21 protein-coding genes are annotated in these 20,239 nt (G+C 70.7%); 16 read left to right on the top strand and 5 right to left on the bottom strand.

Going from position 1 to position 20,239, the window contains the following annotated elements; genetic code table 11:
- The first annotated feature begins 15 nt into the window (after positions 1–15).
- From EI169_RS02235 to EI169_RS02285, 11 genes are all read left to right on the top strand, one after another.
- Positions 16–810: a TIM barrel protein gene (locus EI169_RS02235; protein WP_125133283.1), complete on the top strand. Its 795-nt coding sequence runs from the start codon at positions 16–18 to the stop codon at positions 808–810.
- Positions 807–2,327 carry a GMC oxidoreductase gene (locus EI169_RS02240; RefSeq protein WP_125130601.1) on the top strand — a complete coding sequence of 507 codons (1,521 nt, stop codon included), beginning with the start codon at positions 807–809 and terminating at the stop codon, positions 2,325–2,327. Before EI169_RS02235 ends, EI169_RS02240 begins: the two co-directional genes overlap by 4 nt.
- An 87-nt stretch (positions 2,328–2,414) precedes the next feature.
- Positions 2,415–2,825 (top strand): DUF6379 domain-containing protein, encoded by a 411-nt coding sequence (locus EI169_RS02245; RefSeq protein ID WP_125130603.1) that lies wholly within the window; start codon positions 2,415–2,417, stop codon positions 2,823–2,825.
- Positions 2,822–3,949, top strand: a complete 1,128-nt coding sequence (locus tag EI169_RS02250; RefSeq protein ID WP_125130605.1) for a sugar phosphate isomerase/epimerase — start codon at positions 2,822–2,824, stop codon at positions 3,947–3,949. The genes EI169_RS02245 and EI169_RS02250 overlap by 4 nt, the downstream gene beginning before the upstream one ends.
- A complete protein-coding gene (locus EI169_RS02255) occupies positions 3,949–4,983 on the top strand; it encodes a sugar phosphate isomerase (RefSeq protein WP_125130607.1) in 1,035 nt (344 codons plus the stop codon). Before EI169_RS02250 ends, EI169_RS02255 begins: the two co-directional genes overlap by 1 nt.
- A gap of 28 nt (positions 4,984–5,011) precedes the next feature.
- Positions 5,012–5,794, top strand: coding sequence for a nuclear transport factor 2 family protein (locus tag EI169_RS02260; RefSeq protein ID WP_125130609.1), 783 nt, complete (start codon positions 5,012–5,014; stop codon positions 5,792–5,794).
- A gap of 8 nt (positions 5,795–5,802) precedes the next feature.
- Positions 5,803–6,219 (top strand): DUF6379 domain-containing protein, encoded by a 417-nt coding sequence (locus tag EI169_RS02265; RefSeq protein ID WP_125130611.1) that lies wholly within the window; start codon positions 5,803–5,805, stop codon positions 6,217–6,219.
- Between the two features lie 41 nt (positions 6,220–6,260).
- On the top strand, positions 6,261–7,421 hold the full coding sequence (locus EI169_RS02270; RefSeq protein ID WP_125133284.1) for a Gfo/Idh/MocA family oxidoreductase: 1,161 nt from the start codon (positions 6,261–6,263) through the stop codon (positions 7,419–7,421).
- A gap of 33 nt (positions 7,422–7,454) precedes the next feature.
- The gene (locus tag EI169_RS02275; RefSeq protein ID WP_125130613.1) at positions 7,455–8,456 is read left to right on the top strand and encodes a sugar phosphate isomerase/epimerase family protein; all 1,002 of its coding nucleotides are present in this window, start codon (positions 7,455–7,457) and stop codon (positions 8,454–8,456) included.
- A gap of 32 nt (positions 8,457–8,488) precedes the next feature.
- On the top strand, positions 8,489–9,361 hold the full coding sequence (locus EI169_RS02280) for a ThuA domain-containing protein (RefSeq protein WP_125130615.1): 873 nt from the start codon (positions 8,489–8,491) through the stop codon (positions 9,359–9,361).
- Positions 9,358–10,350 carry a Gfo/Idh/MocA family oxidoreductase gene (locus EI169_RS02285; RefSeq protein WP_240640568.1) on the top strand — a complete coding sequence of 331 codons (993 nt, stop codon included), beginning with the start codon at positions 9,358–9,360 and terminating at the stop codon, positions 10,348–10,350. Before EI169_RS02280 ends, EI169_RS02285 begins: the two co-directional genes overlap by 4 nt.
- Positions 10,351–10,357: 7 nt before the next feature.
- On the opposite strand, the gene EI169_RS02290 is transcribed toward EI169_RS02285, so the two are convergent.
- The 5 genes from EI169_RS02290 to EI169_RS02310 all read right to left on the bottom strand — a co-directional run bounded on the left by EI169_RS02290 (position 10,358) and on the right by EI169_RS02310 (position 15,126).
- On the bottom strand, positions 10,358–11,347 hold the full coding sequence (locus EI169_RS02290) for a sugar phosphate isomerase/epimerase (RefSeq protein ID WP_125130617.1): 990 nt from the start codon (positions 11,345–11,347) through the stop codon (positions 10,358–10,360).
- Positions 11,344–12,315 (bottom strand): sugar phosphate isomerase/epimerase family protein, encoded by a 972-nt coding sequence (locus EI169_RS02295; RefSeq protein WP_125130619.1) that lies wholly within the window; start codon positions 12,313–12,315, stop codon positions 11,344–11,346. Before EI169_RS02295 ends, EI169_RS02290 begins: the two co-directional genes overlap by 4 nt.
- Positions 12,312–13,343, bottom strand: coding sequence for a restriction endonuclease subunit R (locus EI169_RS02300; protein ID WP_125130620.1), 1,032 nt, complete (start codon positions 13,341–13,343; stop codon positions 12,312–12,314). The genes EI169_RS02295 and EI169_RS02300 overlap by 4 nt, the downstream gene beginning before the upstream one ends.
- A gap of 15 nt (positions 13,344–13,358) precedes the next feature.
- Positions 13,359–13,766, bottom strand: coding sequence for a hypothetical protein (locus EI169_RS02305; RefSeq protein ID WP_125130622.1), 408 nt, complete (start codon positions 13,764–13,766; stop codon positions 13,359–13,361).
- 85 nt (positions 13,767–13,851) lie between these two features.
- Positions 13,852–15,126: an ROK family protein gene (locus EI169_RS02310; RefSeq protein WP_125130624.1), complete on the bottom strand. Its 1,275-nt coding sequence runs from the start codon at positions 15,124–15,126 to the stop codon at positions 13,852–13,854.
- 118 nt (positions 15,127–15,244) lie between these two features.
- Here EI169_RS02310 and EI169_RS02315 point away from each other — a divergent pair, with 118 nt between their 5' ends.
- The 5 genes from EI169_RS02315 to EI169_RS02335 all read left to right on the top strand — a co-directional run bounded on the left by EI169_RS02315 (position 15,245) and on the right by EI169_RS02335 (position 20,233).
- Positions 15,245–16,288 (top strand): Gfo/Idh/MocA family oxidoreductase, encoded by a 1,044-nt coding sequence (locus tag EI169_RS02315; RefSeq protein ID WP_125130626.1) that lies wholly within the window; start codon positions 15,245–15,247, stop codon positions 16,286–16,288.
- Positions 16,285–17,055, top strand: coding sequence for a hypothetical protein (locus tag EI169_RS02320; RefSeq protein WP_125130628.1), 771 nt, complete (start codon positions 16,285–16,287; stop codon positions 17,053–17,055). The genes EI169_RS02315 and EI169_RS02320 overlap by 4 nt, the downstream gene beginning before the upstream one ends.
- A 106-nt stretch (positions 17,056–17,161) precedes the next feature.
- Positions 17,162–18,178, top strand: coding sequence for a VOC family protein (locus EI169_RS02325; protein ID WP_125130629.1), 1,017 nt, complete (start codon positions 17,162–17,164; stop codon positions 18,176–18,178).
- Between the two features lie 85 nt (positions 18,179–18,263).
- Positions 18,264–19,238, top strand: a complete 975-nt coding sequence (locus tag EI169_RS02330) for a fumarylacetoacetate hydrolase family protein (RefSeq protein WP_125130631.1) — start codon at positions 18,264–18,266, stop codon at positions 19,236–19,238.
- Positions 19,235–20,233, top strand: coding sequence for a cyclase family protein (locus EI169_RS02335; protein ID WP_125130633.1), 999 nt, complete (start codon positions 19,235–19,237; stop codon positions 20,231–20,233). Before EI169_RS02330 ends, EI169_RS02335 begins: the two co-directional genes overlap by 4 nt.
- Positions 20,234–20,239 lie beyond the last annotated feature (6 nt).

The following is a 20,239-nucleotide window of genomic DNA, read 5'->3' on the forward strand; positions in this document are numbered from 1 at the left end:
CCCCGAAAGGACACCATGTACCAGCTCGCTCCCAACATCGAACTGCTCTTCACCGAGGCCGGCGAGTACCACGACCGTGTGCGCGCGGCCGCCGCGGCGGGCTTCACAGCCGTCGAGATGTGGGGCCCGACGGGTGTCGACGCGCCCGCCCAGCCCAAGGACCTGCCGGCGCTCAAGGCCGCGCTGCAGGAGACCGGCACGCAGCTCACGGCGCAGCTGAGTGAGCCGCGGACGCAGTTCATGATCCCGCCGTGGGACCACTCGGAGTTCTTCCGTAAGCTCGACGAGGGCGTCGCGATCGCGCAGGACCTCGGCTGCCCGCGCATCGTCGTCGGCAGCGGCACGGGCTTCGGCGGCTGGAAGCGGCAGGTGCAGCTCGACAAGCTCGTCGAGATCTACCAGAAAGCCATCGCGCAGATCGACGGGTCGGGCATCACGCTCGTGCTCGAGCCCGTGAACGTCCGCGTCGACCACCCCGGGTCGCTGCTGGACCGCACGTCCGAGGCGGTCTACATCGCACGCGGCGTCGACTCGCCGTTCTTCGGCGTGCTCTACGACATCTACCACTCGGCCGTCGAGGGCGAGGACATGCGGGCCGAGCTCGAGAACGCCGGTGACCTGGTCAAGTACGTGCAGCTGGCCGACGCGCCCGGCCGTGGTGAGCCTGGAACGGGCGATCTCGACTGGAGCGAGCGCTTCGCGATCCTGCGCGCAAGCGGGTACGACGGCCCGATCGGCCTCGAGTACTACCCGACGACCGAGACGGTCGCCTCGGTGGCGCGCATCGTCGAGTTGGCGGCATCGGCATGACCGAGGTGCGCGAGTACTCCGCCGCGGTCGATGTCGCGATCGTCGGCAGCGGTCCCACCGGTGCGGCGTATGCGCGCATCCTCAGTGAGCGCGCGCCGGAGGCGACCGTCGCGATGTTCGAGGTGGGTCCGACCATCTCCGACCCGCCCGGAGCGCACGTCAAGAACATCGCCGACCCGGATGCCCGCGCACGCGCACAGGCGGCATCGGAGGGCCCGGGGGAGCGCGGCGCGAAGGTCGCCAACCCCGGCGCCGCGAAGGCGGGCGTGCGGGCCGCGCGTCCGGGCACGTTCCTCCTCGACGACGGCTTCGCCTTCCCCGGCGAGGACGGCCTGCCCGTCGCGGCGATGTCGAGCAACGTCGGCGGCATGTCGGCGCACTGGACGGGCGCGTGCCCGCGCCCCGGCGGCAGCGAGCGCATCGCCTTCCTCCCCGACCTCGACGAGCTGCTCGACGAGGGCGATCGGCTGCTGGGTGTGACGACGGACGCGTTCGACGCGGCGCCGTTCGGCGCCATCGTTCGCGAGCGGCTCGCCGCCGTCGTCGACGAGGGGCGGCCCCCCGCGGCCCGCGTGCAGCGGATGCCCCTGGCCGCGCATCGCCGCGAGGACGGCCGGCTGGTGTGGTCGGGATCGGATGTCGTGCTCGGCGACGTCACCCGCGCGAACCCGAACTTCGAGCTGCACGACGAGTCGCTGGTCACCTCGGTCCTCCTCGAGGGCGGCCGTGTCGCTGGCCTCGCCGTGCGCGACCTGCGCACCGGCGAGACGCACGAGGTGCGCGCGCGGTACGTCGTCGTCGCCGCCGACGCGCTGCGCACGCCGCAGCTGCTGTGGGCGTCGGGCATCCGCCCGGCCGCCCTCGGTCGCTACCTCAACGACCAGGCGCAGGTCGTCTTCGCCGCGCGGCTGCGCGACGTGGAGCCGCTCGGGGCGGATGCACCGACGACCGGTCTCGCGGAGCACAGCGGCGTGAGCTGGGTGCCCTTCACCGACGACATGCCGTTCCACGGCCAGGTGATGCAGCTCGACGCGTCGCCGATCCCACTCGCCGAGGACGACCCCGTCGTGCCGGGCTCGATCGTGGGCCTGGGCCTGTTCTGCGCAAAGGATCTGCAGGCCGACGACCGCGTCGTCTTCGACGACGAGCACGTCGACGGCTACGGGATGCCCGCGCCGCGCATCCATTACCGGCTCACCGACCACGACCACGCCCTGATCGAGCGCGCCCGCGCCGAGATCGTCCGCCTCGGTGAGGCCGTCGGCGATCTGCTCGACTCGCGCCCGTTCACGCTGCCGCTGGGGTCGTCCCTGCACTACCAGGGCTCGACGCGCATGGGCGTCGTCGACGACGGCACGAGCGTGTGCGACCCCGACAGCCGCGTGTGGGGCGTCGACGGCCTCTACGTCGCCGGCAACGGGGTCATCCCGACGGCGACCGCGTGCAACCCGACCGTGACGTCCGTCGCGCTCGCGGTGCGGGGAGCCCGACGGATCGCGCGCGATCTGACGCGCTGATCTTGCTTATGTAGTAATTCGACATTAGTGTGGAGAAATCATGACAAAGATGTCCGCGGCGGAAGCCGCCCCCTCGAGGAGGACCTCGTGATCCCGGATCGCATCATCGAGCAGGGAACGCTGACGACCGATGGCCGCCGCGCGAGCGTCGAGGTGCGGCTGCCCTGGTACCGCGCCCTCCCCGGCTCGTGCATCGGCGGCGCCACGCTGACGGTCGACGGCGTCGAGGCGCCGAAGGAGTCCCTCCGCTGGCGTATGAACGGCCGCGACTTCACGTTCGACGAGCTCGCCACCACCACCGACGAGTGGTGGTTCCCGGTCGACTCCGCGGTGCTCTCCGGCGATCTCGCCGTCGGCGCGGAGGCCGAGCACGAGGTCACCGTCGAGCTCGTCCTCTACATCCCCTACATCATCATCTCGGACAGCGAGGTGCTCCACATCGAGGAGCGCGACACCAAGACGATGACCGCGCGCACCCACGAGGAGGTCGGCGCATGACCGTTCAGCAGGCTGAGGGATCGGGCACGCCGATCCAGGGCGTCACGCTGTACAGCTTCACACGCGCCTTCCACGGCCGCGAGTACGACCTGGAGCAGCTGATCCGCAAGGTCGCCGACGAGGGCTACGGGCCGGGCCTCGAGATCATCGGGTTCTCGAGCTTCCGCGGCTTCCCCGACATCGACGACGCGTTCGCCGGCCGCTTCTCCGACCTCATCGACGAGGTCGGCCTCGTGCGCACGTCGCTCGCGGTCAACGCCGACATCGGCATCCACCGCGACCGCCTGCTGAACCAGGACGAGCTCATCGAGTACATGCGCCGGCAGATCGCCGCCGCCGCGAAGCTCGGATTCCCGATCGCGCGCGTGCAGATCTCGCTCACGCCCGACTCGATGGCGCAGCTCGCCCCGATCGCCGAGGACTACGGCGTGACCCTCGCTCTCGAGGTGCACGCCGACCAGTACGCCTCGCACCCGCGCATCCTCGCGCTGCGCGACCGGTACGAGGAGGTCGGCTCGCCCTTCCTCGGCTTCACGATGGACTGGGGGGCGACCGTCTCGGGCTTCGCGCCGTCGCTCATCGAGGCGTACCGCCGTCGCGGCGCCTCGGAGGAGCTGCTGGCAGCGGTCGTGCAGCTGTGGAACGACTTCTACGAGCAGGGCCCGCCGGCCGACCAGGCCGAGCACGGACAGCGCTTCGGCCGCTTCATCGGACTCGCCCACCAGCACGGGCGCCCCGACCTCGGCATCGACATGGGCATCAACGGCACGGGGCTGTTCGGACCGGCGCGCGTGGACGACTGGCTCGAGATCATGCCGTGGATCCGTCACGTGCACGGGAAGTTCTTCGGCATCGACGAGAACCACCAGGAGCCCTCCGTGCCGGTCGCCGACCTCGTCACGCTGCTCGTGGAGAACGGGTACAGCGGCGCGATCTCGAGTGAGTACGAGGGCTGGCACTGGAACCACTGGCAGAACCCCTTCGAGATCATCCGCGACGAGCAGGCGGTCCAGCGCGCGGCGGCCGAGGCCGCCGGGTCCCGCATGATCACGGATGCCGCGGAAGCGCGCCGCATCCTCGACACCCACCTCGCGCACGCCGTGCGCACCGGAAAGGACGCATGATGAGCGACGGCATCGCCGGCACCGGCATCAAGCTCGGTACGACCCTCTACTCCATGACGAGCGAATTCGCGGCAGGGCTCTACACGCCCGAGACCCTCATCAAGGCCGTCGCCGACGAGGGCATCGGCCCGGGCGTCGAGTTCAACATCGCGCAGCTGCTGCGCACGTACCCCGACGTCGACGACGCGTTCGTGAAGCTGTGGTTCGACTCGCTCGAGAAGTACGGCCTCGAGGCCAGCGCCGTGGGCACGAACCTCGACATGGGGCGTCGCAAGGATCGCGACATGACTCCCGACGAGGAGCACGACTTCTTCGCGCGCCAGCTGAAGACCGCGCACACGCTCGGTTTCACGAAAGTCGTCATCCGCTCGGCGGGCAAGGAGCTGCTGCGCAGCCTCTTGCCGCTCGCCGAGAAATACGACCAGTACCTGGGCTACGAGATCCACGCGCCGGTCGGCCCGAACGACCCGAAGATCGTCGAGATCCGCGAGGTCTACGACGAGCTGCAGAGCGAGCGGCTCGGCTTCACCGCCGACTTCTCCTCCACGATGCACAGCCTCTCGCCGACGCTGCTGCGCACGCTCGCGCAGATGGGCATGGACGAGAAGCACTTCCCCGTCATGGAGGAGATCTGGCACGAGCCGACGCCGATGCACGTGCGGAACCAGAAGTTCGAGGACTACCTCTCCGGCGAGGGCGTCGACTTCCTGCGGTTCGGGCCGTTCACGCGGCTCGCGTTCAACATGCATGGGCTCGTGCCGCCGGAGGAGTGGCTCGACATCATGCCGCAGATCTTCCACGTTCACGCCAAGTTCTACGACATCGACGCCGACGGTCAGGAGCCGGCGATGGACATCCCCCGCATCGTGCGCCAGTTCGTCGAGGGCGGCTATCAGGGCTACCTGTCGAGCGAGTGGGAGGGCCACGCGTTCGCCGACCTCGGCGAGGCCGACCCGATCGATCTCGTCAAGAAGCAGCACGCGCTCATGCGCAAGACCATCGAGGACGTCGTCGCCGAGCGTCAGCCGGCCTGACACCACCGAGAAGACAGGAAGAGAACGCATGTCCGACACCGTCGCCGAGACGTCGCTGGCCGAGATCACCGCGGAGCTCGCCCGCCTGCGCGAGGAGGTCGCCGATGCGCGACGCCTCGCCCAGCGTGCCGAGGACCGCGGCGAGGTGGAGAACCTGTTCAACCGCTACATGTACCTGCACAACGCCTTCGAGGACGAGCAGATCATCCCGCTGTGGGTGAAGGAAGGCACGGAGGGCATCCGCGCCCGCTACACCAACGCCGGCCAGTACACGACGTGGGAGAGCGTCACGCGCTACCACCGCGACCGGCCGCACCCCGTCGGCAAGCTCATCCTGCACGCGACGACGACCCCGGTCATCGAGGTCGCCGGCGACGGGCAGACCGCCAAGGGCGTGTGGATGATGGCCGGCACGGAGTCCGGCCTCACCGACCCGAAGGTCGCCGAGGCGTTCCCCGACATGTACTCGCCGCAGGAGGTGCTCGGCAAGAAGGTCTGGGCGCACTGGGTGTGGTGCAAGTACGCCATCGACTTCCTCAAGCAGGACGGCGAATGGAAGTTCTGGAAGTTCCGCTGCTACGAGCTCGCCCGCGCGCCGTTCGAGGAGAACTGGGTGAGCTTCGGCCTGAAGAACCAGGGCGCGTTCGACCTGGACCTCATGTACTTCGGCGACGACGGCAAGCCCGTGTTCATGCCGCCGGCCGACGAGCCCGTGCCCGACACCAACCACCCGTACAGCCCCGAGACCGTGCAGAAGCTCGAGCCGGTTCCGCCGGTCAAGCACGACCACTTCACCGACACGTTCGCCTAGGAGACGCCATGGCAACCCACAACTCCCTCTTCGCCGAGAAGGACGTCCGCCGCACCGACGACGGTCTCGCCGTCTCGCTGCAGCTGCCCTGGTACCGGAGCCTGTGGCTCTCGGCCGTCGACGACGTCGCGGCCACGGTCAACGGCGTGCCCGTGCCGAAGGCGGATCTCCGCTTCGCGCTCGAGGGCCGCGAGTACCGCATCGAGGAGCTGCCGGAGCAGTACGACACCCTGTGGTTCGTCGCCGATCGTCCCGACGTGCTCATCCACCTCGACGAGGTGCCCGCCGCCGGCGAGACCGTCACGGTCGAGATCGTCCTGACGATGCGCCTTCTCTACATGCAGATCATGCCCGGCGTCGACGGCGGCCCCGGCCGCTACGTCACCAACCGCGTGCCGGTCGAGCGCGAACTGGTCCTGGCATGACCGTCGCATCCGCCTCGACCGGCCGGCCGCTGCGCGTCGCCATGATCGGCTACGGCTTCATGGGCGCCGCCCACTCGGTGGGCTGGCGTCAGGCGCCCCACGTGTTCGATCTGCCGCGTGCGGTGGAGATGGCGGTGGTGGTCGGGCGCAATGCGCAGGCGGTGGCGGATGCGGCGGCGAAGTGGGGGTGGGCGGAGTCGGCGACGGATTGGCGTGCGGTGATCGCGCGGGACGACATCGATGTCGTGGACATCGTGACGCCGGGTGATTCGCACGCCGAGGTCGCGATCGCGGCGCTTCAGGCGGGCAAGCACGTGCTGTGCGAGAAGCCGCTGGCCAACACGGTCGCGGAGGCCGAGGCGATGGCCGAGGCCGCCGAGCGTGCCGCGGAGCGCGGCATCCGGAGCATGGTCGGCTTCACCTACCGCCGCGTTCCCGCGGTGACGCTCCTGCGCGATCTGATCGCGGAGGGCGTGATCGGCCGCGTGCAGCAGGTGCGCGCCGCCTACCGCCAGGACTGGCTCGTGGACCCCGAGATGCCGCTCGCGTGGCGCCTCCAGAAGGAGCACGCGGGCTCGGGCGCGCTCGGCGACATCGGCGCGCACATCATCGACATGGCGCAGTTCGTCACCGGCCAGACGGTCGATCGGGTGACGGGCGTCCTCGAGACGATCGTGAAGCAGCGTCCGCTGCAGGAGGCGGGCTCGGGCCTGTCCGGGACGGCCGGCGCCGGCGTCGGCGACGTCACGGTCGACGACCTCGCGATCTTCACGGGGCGCCTGTCGGGCGGTGCGCTCGCGTCGTTCGAGGCCACCCGCTTCGCGACCGGTCGCAAGAACGCCCTGACGATCGAGGTGTCCGGCGATCGCGGCGCGCTCGCGTTCGACCTCGAAGACCTCAACTCGCTGCGCTTCTACGACCGCACCGCTCCCGCCGATCGGCAGGGCTTCACGCAGATCCTCGTGACCGAGCCGGTGCATCCGTACGTCGCGGCATGGTGGCCGGCGGGCCACATGCTCGGGTACGAGCACGGCTTCACACACCAGGTCGTCGACCTGGTGACGGCGATCGCCGACGGCACGCAGCCGCATCCGTCGTTCGCCGAGGGCCTGTCGGTCCAGCGCGTGCTCGACGCCGTCGAGCGCAGCAGCGAGCACGACGGCGCGTGGACGCCGGTCGGTGCGCCCGTCCTCGTTTCCTGATTCCGCACGCATCCCTCGTCTCGAAGGAGAACCATGTCTCGTCCGATCACGTTGTTCACCGGTCAGTGGGCTGATCTGCCGTTCGAGGAGGTGGCTCGTCTTGCTGGTGAGTGGGGGTATGACGGGTTGGAGATCGCGTGCTGGGGGGATCATCTGGATGTGTCGCGGTGGGATGACGCGGCGTATGTGCAGTCCCGCAAGGACGTCCTGGAGCGCAACGGGTTGGGAGTGTTCGCGATCGCGAACCATCTGACGGGGCAGGCGGTGTGCGATGACCCGATCGATCAGCGTCACCGCGACATCCTCTCGGACCGGGTGTGGGGCGACGGCGACCCGGAGGGGGTGCGGGCGCGGGCGGCGGAGGATCTGAAGGACACCGCCCGGATGGCCGCAGCCTTGGGCGTGTCCACGGTGACCGGGTTCAGCGGGTCGAGCATCTGGAAGTACGTGGCGATGTTCCCGCCCGCTTCGCAGGAGATGATCGACGCCGGGTACGCGGACTTCGCGGAGCGGTGGAATCCGATCCTGGACGTGTTCGAACAGGTCGGGGTGCGGTTCGCGCTCGAGGTGCACCCCTCGGAGATCGCGTACGACTACTGGACCGCCAAGCGCACCCTGGAAGCGATCGGGCACCGGGGCAGTTTCGGGTTCAACTTCGACCCGTCGCACTTCGTGTGGCAGCAGCTGGACTCGGTGGCGTTCGTGCTGGATTTCGCGGAGCACATCTTCCACGTGCACTGCAAGGAGTCCGTCACCAACCTCGACGGCCGCAACGGTGTCCTCGGCTCGCACCTGTCCTGGGACAACCCGCGGCGGGGGTGGACGTTCGTGTCCACCGGGCACGGCGCGGTGCCGTGGGAGCCGATCTTCCGCGCCCTCAACGCGATCGGATACGACGGCCCCACCTCCGTCGAATGGGAGGACGCCGGCATGGACCGCCTTGTCGGCGGCCCCGAAGCCCTCGCCTTCGTCCGCACACTCGCCCAGATCACCCCACCCCACCAACTCTTCGACGCCGCCTTCAGCTCCAAGTGACGCGCGCACGCGCTCAGAAAGGTCCCACCGACGTGGCCGATGTCCTGAACGTCCTCATCCTCTCCGGTCACATGACCATCGAGCATGACAACGCCTTCCGCAGCTTCCGAAAGCACAACGAGTGGATCACCACGCTGCTCGAAGACACCGGGCGCTTCAAGGTCCGCGTGGTCGAAGACCCGCGCGGCCTCCCCGCGGCGGTCATCGACAAGTACGACGTGCTCATCGTCGTCTTCGAGGGGCGTGACGGCTTCTTCGAGAAGGCCGTCGGCTTCGGCGCCGAGACCGACGCCGCGATCCTGAAGTTCGTCCACGACGACGGCAAGGGAATCGTGTGGTTCCACGGGTCGGCCGCCCAGGAGGACCGCTGGGGCTACCCGGAGGAGTACAACGTCATGCGCGGCGCGAAGCTCAGCGCCTATGAGACGGGACTGCGGCCCCGGCCGTGGGGAGAGGCGCTGCTGCGCACCACCGAGCCGCGGCATCCGATCACCGAGGGGATCAGCGAGACCTGGACGGTCACCGGCGACGACATCCTCACGGGTGTCGATCTGTACGACGGCGCGCAGGTGCTCCTGACGACCTTCGACGACCTCGAGTCGTACGAGAAGGCGCCCGTGTGGCCCATGTCGCACTACCCGGTCGTCATCCCCGAGGGCGGGATCGCCGAGCTGAACGGCATGAACACCGACCAGCCGATCGCGTGGATCAACGAGTACGGCGCGGGCCGGTCGTTCACCATCACGATCGGGCACGACATCGACACCTTCCGGCGCATCGAGTTCATCCGGATGTTCCCGCGGGGGGTCGAGTGGGCCGCGACCGGCGAGGTGTCGCTCACCGGACCCGACCGGCGCGGCGAGCGGCGCTTCAACCCGTGGCCGTACTACAACGGCGAGGGGTGAGTACGGCGGTGCGCGTCGGCATCCTCGGCGCGGGCGGCATCGCCGAGCGCGCCATGGTGGAGCCGGCCCACGCGGTCGACGGCGTCGAGGTGCGCGCGATCGGCGCGCGCGATCCCGAGCGTGCGGCGGCGCTCGCGGCGCGTCTGTCCGTCCCCGTGTCCGGCGACTACGACACCGTGCTGTCCGATCCGGATGTCGACCTCGTCTACCTCGCACTGCCGCCGATCGTCCACGCGCGGTGGGCGGAGGCGGCGCTGCGCGCGGGCAAGCACGTCCTGTGCGAGAAGCCGCTGTCCGCGAACGGCGCGACGGCCGCGCGCATCGCCGCCGTCGCCGCCGAGACCGGCCGGCGCGCCTTCGTCGGCTTCCACTACCGGCTGCATCCGTTCACGCAGCGGCTGCTCGAGGTGATCGATTCGGGCGTGCTCGGAGAGATCCAGGCGGCCGAGATCGACTTCAGCATCCCGCACTTCGTCGTGAAGCCGGGGAACATCCGCTTGGACGGCGACCTCGCCGGCGGCGCCGTGATGGATGTCGGATGCTACGCGGTCGACCTGCTGCGCGCCGCCTTCGGCGAGCCGGTCGTCGAGTCGGCGTCCGCGGTGACGTACGACGCCGACCCCCGCATCGACCTGCAGACCGACGCCGTCCTGCGTCTGCCCGACGGTGCGACCGCGCGCGTGCGGTCGTCGTTCCTCGGCGACGACACGGGTGCGATGCGCCTGCACGTCTCGGGATCGGCGGCCGAGCTCGAGGCGACGAGCGTCATCGTGCCGCAGTGGGGAGCGACCCTCCGTGTCGCCTCGGGCGCGGACGAGCTCCTCTCGGAGGCCGTGGATCCGACCGAGAACAGCTACATCCGCCAGCTGGAGCACCTGCGCGACGCCCTGCGGGAGGGCGTCCCCAGCATCCTCGACGCCGACCGGGGCGTCGGCACGATGCGCGTCGTCGACGACATCTACCGCGCGGCCGGCCTGCAGCCCCGCTGACCGCCGGTCAGGCGGGGACGGCGGCACCCTCGAGGATCGGCCGCAGCACCTTCTGCACGTACCATCCGCTGACCATCGTGCTCTCGGCAGGATGGGGGCTCTGGTCGGACTCGACGACGATCCAGCCGCGGTAGCCGTGCTCGGCGAGCGCGCCCACGAAACCCTCGAAGTCCACGAGCGCACGCTCGTCGCTCGGCTCGTAGAACCAGCGGAGGATGCGGCGGGCCCCGCCCTCGGTCTTGATGAACTGCTCGGCGTGCGGGGTACTGGCCTCCGCGTCGTCGACCGTTTCGCGCGCGTCCTTCAGCTGTACGTGCACGACCCGGTCCGCGTGGGCACGGTAGAACGCCACGGGGTCGATGCCCGCGATCGCGTACTCGGCGGTGTCGATCGCGAGGCCCACCGTCGCGGCATCCGTCGCGGCGAGGAGACGCTCGATGCCGTCACCGAGACGCAGCGCCGAGAGGAAGTCGACATGCAGGCCGAGCTTCACGCCGTCGGCGGCGATCGCCGCGCCGACGGCGTTCCACAGGGTCGCGAGCACGCCGATCTGCTCGTCCGACAGCACACCCGTCTGCCACGCCGAGGGTGCGGCCCGCACGACCAGCACGTCACCGCCGAGACGGTGGACGGCGTCGGCGAACCAGCGGGCCGTGCGGACGATCTGGTCCACCGATGCCGCATCGAGCGGGTCGGGGCCGCGCCCCATCTCGACCTCGAACCCGACGGCGGGATCGTAGACATAGCTGCTGACGGCCTCGATGGCGCACGCGGCGAGCACGTCCCTGAACTCCTCCACCGAGCCGTAGAGGTCGGCGAGCTCCTTGGGGGAGCCGAGCGGCTCCCATGCGCCGAAGCTCACGGCGGTGAGTTCGATCCCCGCGAACCCGCTGATCGACGCCGTCTTGAACGCCCTCTCGTGCTCACGCTTGCGCACGAACGAGTCGATGTTGGTGTCCCACTGATTGATGGCGTAGGCCCAGCGCACGTCGCTCATCGAGCCGCCCCTTCGTTGTAGATGCCGTCGAGAACGTTCTTCGCGTACCAGCGGGCGATCGCGGTGCTCTCCGCATAATCGCCGCCGAGCTTGTCGGCCTTGTCGTGCTCGACGCTGATCCAGCCCGTGTAGCCGTGGTCGCGCACGGAGCGCACCATCGCCTCGAAGTCGACGAGGCCCTCGTCGGTGCCCATCTCGTAGAACCACTTCTCCGTGGTCTTGGCCGACACTTCGGCGTCGGGGAACATCCGGTAGTCCTCGTTCGTGTCCTTATACCGCGTGTCCTTGAAGTGGAACCCGGTGACCCGCTCGTGGTGCGCCTCGTACACGCCGACGGGGTCGACGTCGGCGATGCAGTGCTGCGCGGTGTCGACGAAGAACTTCACGTAGCGCGGATCGGCGTAGGAGTAGAACCGATCGATCTGATCGCGCGTGCGGATGCCGGCGTAGAACTCGTGATGGCACGTGAGGTTGACGCCGTACTGCTGGGTCAGCTCGCCCACCTTCCCCCAGATGTCGGCGGCGTGCTTCAGGCCGTCGTCGGGCACCCCCGCCTCGTCGAAGTACCGCGACCCCGGCATGACGATGATGTTGTCAAGCTGGATGCCCGACCACATGTCCATCGTGCGCTGGAAGTCCTCGAGGATCGTCGCGTGCGTCGCCGGCACCTCGGGGGCGTAGCGGTCGGGGGTGTAGTACACGCCGTGGAACGTGTTCACGATGCGCTCGAGGCCCTGCTCCTGCACGAACTCCTGGTAGTTCGCGACCGAGCCGTACTGCTCGAAAATCTGCCAGATGCGGAAGTCGAACGTGTCGATCGCGTCGAAGCCGACCGCGGCCACCTGCTGGAGGAAGCGCTTCATGGCCACGCGCGACTGCCACTGGTCGTAGGGGCCGGCCGGTCCCTGTGCGCGCCAGTGGTCCATGTAGCTCCACTTGATGGGGGGTCGTGCGACGTCCGTGGTCATCGTGCTCTCGCTTCGTCGGGATGGGGATGTGTGCTGAGGCCGTCTGCGAGGGCGTCGACCGCGAGCGCCAGGTGACGGCGCGTCATATCCCACGGGTCTTCCTCGAGCCACTCGTGCCCGCCCCACTCGCTGCACAGCGTGCCGGCGAACCCGGAGGCCCGCAGCGCGGGAGCGAGCTCGCGGATCGGGGCCGAGACGCGGTCGTCCGCGTCGTCGAGGTCCCAGAACTTCAGATGCACCGCGCCCACCCACGGCAGGACGTCGGCGATCTCCGCGACACGGGAGCGCCCGAAGCGCACCACGAGATCCATGAAGAGCGTGTGCACCGCCGGCGGCACGCGCCCCGCGCCGAGCTCGGCGAACACGGCACCCTGCGTGGCCGGGTCGGCCCAGTCGGTGCGCAGTCGACCGACGAGGTCCGCCGAGACGCCGCCGCGCTCGAGTTCGGCGAGATAGGTCTCGGGAAGCGCCGGCATGAGCATGCTGATATCCAGCAGCAGGCGGAGCCGCGGGTGATCGCGACGGATGATGTCGTCGTACGCCGCCGCGTGCGCCGCATCCGCCGGCGTCTGCCGACCCTGAACCTCCTCGAAGAGGATCAGGTCGAGTTCGTCGAGGACGGGAAGCAGCCGATCGACGAGCTCGGCGCCGGGCTGGCCGATCGGCACGCGGATGCCTGCGGCGCCGACCGCCGCGGCCGCGTGCAGCTGGGGGAGGAGGAACGCGTAGCGCTCCTCCTCGGTGCGACGGCGCGGGCCCGACGTCCATTCGTCGATGCTGCCGCCGACGATGCTGACGCGCCCTGCCCGCTTCTCGAGCGCGGCGCGGAAGTCGCCCGTCTCCGAGGGCGACGGCGCGGGGAAGCCGCGCCACATCTGGCCCGGCTCGATCTCGATCGTGTCGCTCACGCCGCGGTCGATGAGGGAGAGGGCCAGCTCGGGGGCCGCTCGCGCGGCCCGGATCACCTCCGGCGTGACGTTGAACGCGCTCGCGGCGAGCGTCCAGCCGGCGGGAAGGGTCGCGGTCATCGGGATCTCCCGGGGTCAGGCGACGTCGCGCGAGACCGAGGGCACCGCGGCATCGGGGACGAGGTCGGCGTCGGCGGAGAACGGCAGGCGCAGCGGCCCGGCGCCCCCGGCGTCGAGGTAGGGGATGAGCAGGGAGAACGACACCGAGATCCGGTGCGCGCCGCGTCCGAGCGGCGTGCGACCGCGTATGACGAGACGGTCCTGGAGGAACCACCAGCCCCGCTCGAACGCCAGCGCAGACGGCGTCAGCGTGCGGTCGCCGACGGCGACGAGGAGGGAGGACGGCGCAGCCCCGTCGATCGCGACGGCGAGATCGACGAGGCTCGCCAGCGGGAGGGAGCGGATCCACGGCAGCGACAGCCGCAGCGCGAATCCCTCGGGTGTCGTGCGCAGCGCATCCTCGCGCAGTGCGGTCAGGGTCATGGCGGCACACTTCCTCGTGGCGGAGCGGCCCGCGCCGCTTCTGCGGACAATCTAACGAGAAAGGTCGAAAAAAAGCAAAAGTGCGTCAGGCAACCAGATCGACCGCGGGAACGGACAGCGCGCGCGGGCGACCGTCGGCGAACCAGCGCGGGAAGGTGATGTCGAAGAGCTGCTCGCGCGCGAGGTCCGCGCCGCCGCGCAGGGGCTCGCGCTGGTCGTTCACCGACTGGACGATCGCGAGGTCGCGCGTCGCGAGCGGGAGCGAGAGCTCGTACACGCGCTGACGGACCTCGGCGAGGAAGAGCTCGCCCGCCGACGCGACCGCGCCGCCGACGACGATGACGCCCGGGTTGAACATGTTCACCAGCGCCGCGACCGACTCCCCGACCACGCGTGCGGCGCGCTGCATCAGCGAGATCGACAGCGGATCGCCGTTCTCGGCGGCCTTCGCGATCGCCTCCGGGTCGATCGTCGTGCCGCGCTCGCGCATGGCCGCGAGCGCGCCGGTCGCGCCTTCGTCCAGCGCGGCCTCGGCGTCGCGGACGAGCGCCCACCCGCCCGCCACCGCCTCGAGGCAGCCGATCTTGCCGCAGCGACAGGCCGCCTCGGAGCCCGGCACGCGCACGTGGCCGATGTCGCCCGCGGCGCCGTTCGCGCCGCGGTGCAGGCGTCCGCGCGAGAGGAGGCCCGCGCCGATGCCGGTGCCGACCTTGCAGTAGATGAGATCCGGATGCTCCGCGCCACGGCGCGCCCGCTCACTGCACGCGAGGAGGTTCACGTCGTTGTCGACCCAGACCGGGGCGCCGTATCGCTCCTCGAAGGCGCCGCGCACGTCGTAGCCGTTCCAGCCGGGCATGATCGGCGGGGCGACGGGGCGCCCGGTCTCGAAGTCGACCGGGCCGGGGAGGCCGATCACGACGGCCCACACCGGGGCGTCGTCGAGCCCGGCGAGAAGGCCGTCGACGAGCTCGGCCGCCGTGGCGAGCGTCTCCTGCGGACCGCGCGCGATGTCCCACCCCACGTGCTCGGCCGCCAGGATCGTCCCGTCGAGGTCGGTGACGCCGGCGTGGATGTGCAGCGCGCCCAGCGCGCACACGACGATGCGGCCGCGCTCCGAGCGGAAGCGCAGCGTCCGCGGCGCGCGTCCGCCCGAGGACGGACCGAGTTCGGCGTCTTCGAGGAAGCCCATCTCGACGGCGAGATCGACGCGCTGCGACACGACGCCGCGGCCGAGGCCCGTGACCCTGCCGATCTCCGGGCGCGTGGTCGCCTCTCCGAGGCGCACCAGGTTCACGATGCGCAGCAGGCTCGTGACCTCGTCGGTTTGCGCACCGAAGCGCAGGGTGGATCCGCTAGCCATGGTCGATTTTGACATGACATCCGTGCCCAAGTGGCGAAACGGCGCGATCTATGGTTGATTTCTACGAAACTTCAGCCGTTTTCGTGCTGAAGTGGATGAGCAACCGCGAGGAGGCGGCATGGCCTGGGGAGTCGGCCTCATCGGCGCGGGACCCGGAGTCGCCGCTCTGCACGCCCCCACGCTTGCACGGGTCGCCGATGACTTCCGGCTCGTCCACGTCGCCGACAGCGGCAGCGGGCGCGCGGCCGCCATCGCCGCCGCGCACGGCGCCCGCGCGTCGAGCGACGTCCAGACGCTGCTCGACGACGAGGACGTCGACGTCGTCGGCATCTGCAGTCCGCCCGAACTGCACGCCGCCCACATCCGGGCAGCCCTGCGCGCCGGTCGTCGCATCATCCTGTGCGAGAAGCCGATCGCCACCACCGCCGACGAGGCCTGGGACGTGCTGCGCGAATGCGCCGACGCGGGCGCGCTCGTCGTGGTGGGCACGAACCACCTCTTCGACCCGCTGTGGGCGCGGGTCAAGCGTCACATCGACGCGGCCGAGGAGCGCGTGCGGACCGTGTCCGTGACCATGGCCCTCGCCCCGAACGCCCGCTACCACGCTCTCGTCACGGGCGAGGAGTCCACGCCGACCACGGCCGCGCGCCCGCCGCTGGACTTCTCCGACCCCCAGCTGTGCGCGCGCGTGGTCCGCCAGCTCGTCGTCGGCCTCGCCGTCCACGATCTGCCGCTCGTCCGCGACCTCCTGCCCGGGTTCGAGGAGATCGTCCACGCGCGCGCGATCCCGCCGATCGGTCTCGACATCGGGCTGCGCACCGGCGGCGGGCTCGTGCGACTGAGCGCCGTCATGCTGCCCGACGGCGCCGACACGCTGTGGCGGGTCTCCGTGGGGATGGGGCGCGACCGCGTCGACCTCGACTTCCCGCCCCCGTTCGTCCACGCCGGCAGTGCGCGCGCGACGGTGCGCGACGGCTCCGGCCGGATCACGACCTTCCCGGTCGAAGACATCGACGGGTACGAGGCCGAGTGGCGCGCGCTCGCCGCCCTTGCGCGCGGCGACACCACGATGGAGTACGCCGAGCTGCTCGCCGATGCCGAGGAGGCGATCGCGATCGCGGATGCGGCGGCCGAGGCCGTGCGCGCGGGGATGACGTCGTGACGTCCCCGAGCGCCGTCCCCGTCGTCACGGGCCTTCCCCGCTACGCGGCGGCGGTCGCCGAGCTCGCCCCCCGGGTACGCCTCGTCCGCGAGCGGCGAGGCGCCGTGGTCGTGGTCGATGGCACGCGGCGCTGGTGGCTGGACGCCGCGGAAGCCGCATCCGCCGGCGCGGTCGGCGTCGTCGTGGCCCAGCCGCGCCTCGCGCCGCCCGCCGACGCCCTCGAGGATGTGCGGATCCCGCTCGTGATCGCGCGGCGGCTGCTGCGCGCCGATGTGGGCGCGGATGCCGGGCCCGACCGGGCGCCGCGACTGATCGTCGCCGATGCCGACGGGCCCGCCCACGGCCTCGCGACGTGGCTGCGCGACGTCGTCGGATGGTGCCGCGTCCTCGCCGGCGGCCCGGCGCGCATCGACCGCGCGGCGCGCTCGGCCGGTGCCCTCCTGGCCGCCGGGTCCACGCCCGCGGGGGTGCCGGTGTCGATCACCGTCACGACGCGGGACGTCGGCGCCGCAGCGGCGTGCGCGCTCGTCGGCATCGGCGCGGAGCGCACCGAGGTCTCGTGGGACGAGGCGGCCGGCAGCGTCGACGTCGCCCGCATCGACGTCGACGGTCGGCACACCGCCGTGCCGTCCCGCGAGGGCGCCGAGCGCCTCGCGCTGCGGCGCGCGCTCGGGGCCGTGGTGGCCGGATCGGCGCCGGACGACCTCCGCGACCTGCGCGACGACGCCCGCACGGTCGAGGACATGCTGCGCATCGCCGGTTCATAACCGACGTCGATGCTCGGCATCGACACATCCGGCTTCCTCGCCTCGGCACTTCCGTCGGATAGTGGAAGAAGAGTCGGAACGAGCCGTCTCACGGAAAGGATCGAAGATGATCAAGCTTCTCTCTCATCTCTCGTTCGTCGCGATCACGACTCCCGACGTCGAAGCGTCGGTGGACTTCTACGTCAACCGCGTGGGTCTGACGGTGGTCGCGCGCGAGGACGACCGCGTCTACCTCCGCTGCTGGGGCGACTACTACAGCTACTCGCTGGTCGTTGCGGAGGGCCCGGAGCCCGCGCTGGAGACCATGGCGTGGCGCACGTCGTCGGCCGAGGCCCTCGAGGAGGCGGCCGGCCGCATCGAGGCCGCCGGCATCCAGGGCGAGTGGTTCGAGGGCCGCGGCATCGGCCGCGCGTACCGCTTCGTCGGCCCTCAGGGGCACCCCATGACGCTGCACTGGGACGTCGAGCGCCACCGCGCCGAGCCGCACACCGCGTCGATCTTCCCCGACCGTCCCGAGAAGCGCAGCTCCGTCGCCGGCGCTCCCCGCCAGCTCGACCACGTCACGATCGCCGCGAGCGACGTCGACGCGTTCGTGAAGTGGTATGTCGACGTGCTCGGCTTCCGCTTCATGGCCCGCACGGTACTCGACGAGGCTCCGATCTCGGTGTTCTCGGTGCTCACGACCAACGAGAAGTCGCACGACCTCGGGGTCGTGCTCGACGGCTCCACGCGTGCCGGCCGCATCAACCACTACGCGTTCTGGGTCGACACGCGCGAAGAGCTCCTCATCGCCGCCGACACCCTGATGGAGAACGGCGTCCCGATCGAGTACGGCCCGAACATCCACGGCATCGGCGAGCAGACGTTCCTGTACTACCGTGAGCCCTCGAGCCTGCGCATCGAGCTCAACACCGGTGGCTACCGCAACTACGTCCCCGACTGGGAGGCGAACACGTGGAAGCCGTCGCTGGGCTCGAACAACATGTACCGCAACGGCGCGATGCCGATGTCCATGACCGAGTCGTTCCCGCCCGCCGACGGCCCGAGCGCCACGGAAGAGGGCGTCCCGGACGAGATCAAGGAAGCACTGTTCAACCCCTACGCCAAGCAGGGCCGGGGCTGACGCCGTGCGGGCGGCCCGCGAGGGCCGCCCGCACCGCCCGACCCCTGACACCGACTCGACGACGAGCCACGGAGACCCCGACGACATGACCATCGACCGCTTCACCGGCGACTTCGCGCTGGCCCGCTACCGCGACGGAGACGGGGTGCGCCTGGGCCTCGTCCGAGGCGAGCGCATCCGCCCGCTCGATGCGACGTCGCTCGGCGCCGCCTCGCTGAACGACTTCCTCGCGGCGCCCGACTGGGACCGCCTGGCCGCCCTCCCCGTCGACGGCGCGGACTCCCTCGCCCTGAGCGACGTCGTCCTGACCGCGCCCGTCGAGCCGCGCCAGGTGCTGCAGACGGGCGCCAACTACCGCCAGCACGTCATCGAGCTCGTCGCCGCGGGCCTCACGCAGAACTCCGAACGAACACCGGAGGAGGCGCGCGCCTTCGCCGCCGACCTCATGGACAAGCGCGCCCGCGACGGTGAGCCGTACTTCTTCATCGGCCTTCCCGCGTGCGTCGTCGGCGACGACGTGCCGCTCGTGCTGCCCGCGTACAGCGAGGTGCACGACTGGGAGCTCGAGCTCGCCGTCGTCATCGGCCGCGAGGCGTTCCGCGTCTCCCGCGAGGACGCGCTCGACCATGTCGCCGGTTACACGATCGTCAACGACATCACGACGCGCGACCTCGTGTTCCGCAAGGACATGAAGGAGATCGGCACCGACTGGTACCGGAGCAAGAACGCGCCGGGGTTCCTGCCCACCGGCCCGTTCCTCGTGCCCGCGGCCGCGGTCGATCCCGCCGACACCGCGGTGCGGCTCGAGCTCAACGGCGACGTGATGCAGGATGCATCGACGTCCGACCTCCTCTTCGACGTGCCGTCGCTCGTGTCGGGCGCGTCGCAGACCATGCCGCTGCTGCCCGGCGACCTGCTGCTCACCGGCAGTCCGGCCGGCAACGGCCAGCATTGGCGGCGGTTCCTGCGCGACGGCGACGTCATGACCGGCACGATCGCGGGCCTGGGCACGCAGGTCGTCCGCTGCGTCGCCGAGCCCGGCGCGAACGGCGCCGCATGAGCGGGCTCGCCGAAGACCCGGGCGCCCTCGACCGCACCAACCCCGAGGGCGAGATCGGTGCGCGCGCCGACGCCTACCGCAACTGGGGGCGCTGGGGCGAGGACGACGTCCTGGGCACCCTCAACTTCATCGAGCCCGCCATGCGGGCCGCGGCCGCAGCGCTCGTGCGCGACGGCCGCGCGATCTCCCTCGCGCAGGCGTTCGACACCGACGGGCCGCAGCGCGGCTGGCGCCGGCGCACGAACCCCGTGCACACGATGACCGACACCGGAACCGACGCCGAGCGCGGCAACCAGGGCTTCCCGCACGGCATCGGCGGGGCGGACGACGTCATCGCGATGCCGCTGCAGTGCTCCACCCAGTGGGACGGCCTCGGCCACATCTTCGATCACGGCAACGCGTGGAACGGCCGGCGGGCCGGCGACGTCGTCACGAGCGACGGCGATCTGGTGACCGGCATCGAGCACGCCGCCGCGGCGATCGTCGGGCGCGGCGTGCTGCTGGACGTCGGGCGGGCGCTCCGCCCCGACACCGGGGAGCTCGAGGACGGGCACGCGATCACCGTCGCCGACCTCGAGGCGACGATCGCCGCGCAGGGCGCGACCAGCCAGGTCGGCCGCGGCGACGTCGTGCTCGTGCGCACCGGCCAGTACACGCGCACGCGGCGCGAGGGCTGGGGCGAGTACGCCGGCGGCCCGGCCCCCGGCCTGTCGCTCACGACGGCCGGATGGCTGCACCGCACCGAGATCGCCGCGATCGCGACCGACACGTGGGGCTTCGAAGTGCGGCCGAACGAGTTCGACGTGCCGGCGTTCCAGCCGCTGCATCAGGTCGTCATCCCGAACATGGGCCTGATGATCGGCGAGATGTGGAACCTCGACGAGCTCGCCGAGACGTGCGCCGCCGCGGGACGCTGGGAGTTCCTGCTCTCGGCGGCGCCGCTGCCGATCACGGGGGCCGTGGGCTCGCCCATCAACCCGATCGCCCTCCTCTGACCTTCC

This window comes from Microbacterium sp. 10M-3C3 (assembly GCF_003931875.1).
In the GTDB taxonomy this organism is placed as follows: domain Bacteria; phylum Actinomycetota; class Actinomycetes; order Actinomycetales; family Microbacteriaceae; genus Microbacterium.

Excerpts from the sequence above, each read along its gene's own strand:
- EI169_RS02235 (WP_125133283.1), top strand. The coding sequence starts at position 16 with ATGTACCAGCTCGCTCCCAACATCGAACTGCTCTTCACCGAGGCCGGC.
- EI169_RS02240 (WP_125130601.1), top strand. The coding sequence starts at position 807 with ATGACCGAGGTGCGCGAGTACTCCGCCGCGGTCGATGTCGCGATCGTC.
- EI169_RS02250 (WP_125130605.1), top strand. The coding sequence starts at position 2,822 with ATGACCGTTCAGCAGGCTGAGGGATCGGGCACGCCGATCCAGGGCGTC.
- EI169_RS02255 (WP_125130607.1), top strand. The coding sequence starts at position 3,949 with ATGAGCGACGGCATCGCCGGCACCGGCATCAAGCTCGGTACGACCCTC.
- EI169_RS02260 (WP_125130609.1), top strand. The coding sequence starts at position 5,012 with ATGTCCGACACCGTCGCCGAGACGTCGCTGGCCGAGATCACCGCGGAG.
- EI169_RS02265 (WP_125130611.1), top strand. The coding sequence starts at position 5,803 with ATGGCAACCCACAACTCCCTCTTCGCCGAGAAGGACGTCCGCCGCACC.
- EI169_RS02270 (WP_125133284.1), top strand. The coding sequence starts at position 6,261 with ATGATCGGCTACGGCTTCATGGGCGCCGCCCACTCGGTGGGCTGGCGT.
- EI169_RS02275 (WP_125130613.1), top strand. The coding sequence starts at position 7,455 with ATGTCTCGTCCGATCACGTTGTTCACCGGTCAGTGGGCTGATCTGCCG.
- EI169_RS02290 (WP_125130617.1), bottom strand. The coding sequence starts at position 11,347 with ATGAGCGACGTGCGCTGGGCCTACGCCATCAATCAGTGGGACACCAAC.
- EI169_RS02295 (WP_125130619.1), bottom strand. The coding sequence starts at position 12,315 with ATGACCACGGACGTCGCACGACCCCCCATCAAGTGGAGCTACATGGAC.
- EI169_RS02300 (WP_125130620.1), bottom strand. The coding sequence starts at position 13,343 with ATGACCGCGACCCTTCCCGCCGGCTGGACGCTCGCCGCGAGCGCGTTC.
- EI169_RS02305 (WP_125130622.1), bottom strand. The coding sequence starts at position 13,766 with ATGACCCTGACCGCACTGCGCGAGGATGCGCTGCGCACGACACCCGAG.
- EI169_RS02310 (WP_125130624.1), bottom strand. The coding sequence starts at position 15,126 with ATGGCTAGCGGATCCACCCTGCGCTTCGGTGCGCAAACCGACGAGGTC.
- EI169_RS02315 (WP_125130626.1), top strand. The coding sequence starts at position 15,245 with ATGGCCTGGGGAGTCGGCCTCATCGGCGCGGGACCCGGAGTCGCCGCT.
- EI169_RS02325 (WP_125130629.1), top strand. The coding sequence starts at position 17,162 with ATGATCAAGCTTCTCTCTCATCTCTCGTTCGTCGCGATCACGACTCCC.
- EI169_RS02330 (WP_125130631.1), top strand. The coding sequence starts at position 18,264 with ATGACCATCGACCGCTTCACCGGCGACTTCGCGCTGGCCCGCTACCGC.
- EI169_RS02335 (WP_125130633.1), top strand. The coding sequence starts at position 19,235 with ATGAGCGGGCTCGCCGAAGACCCGGGCGCCCTCGACCGCACCAACCCC.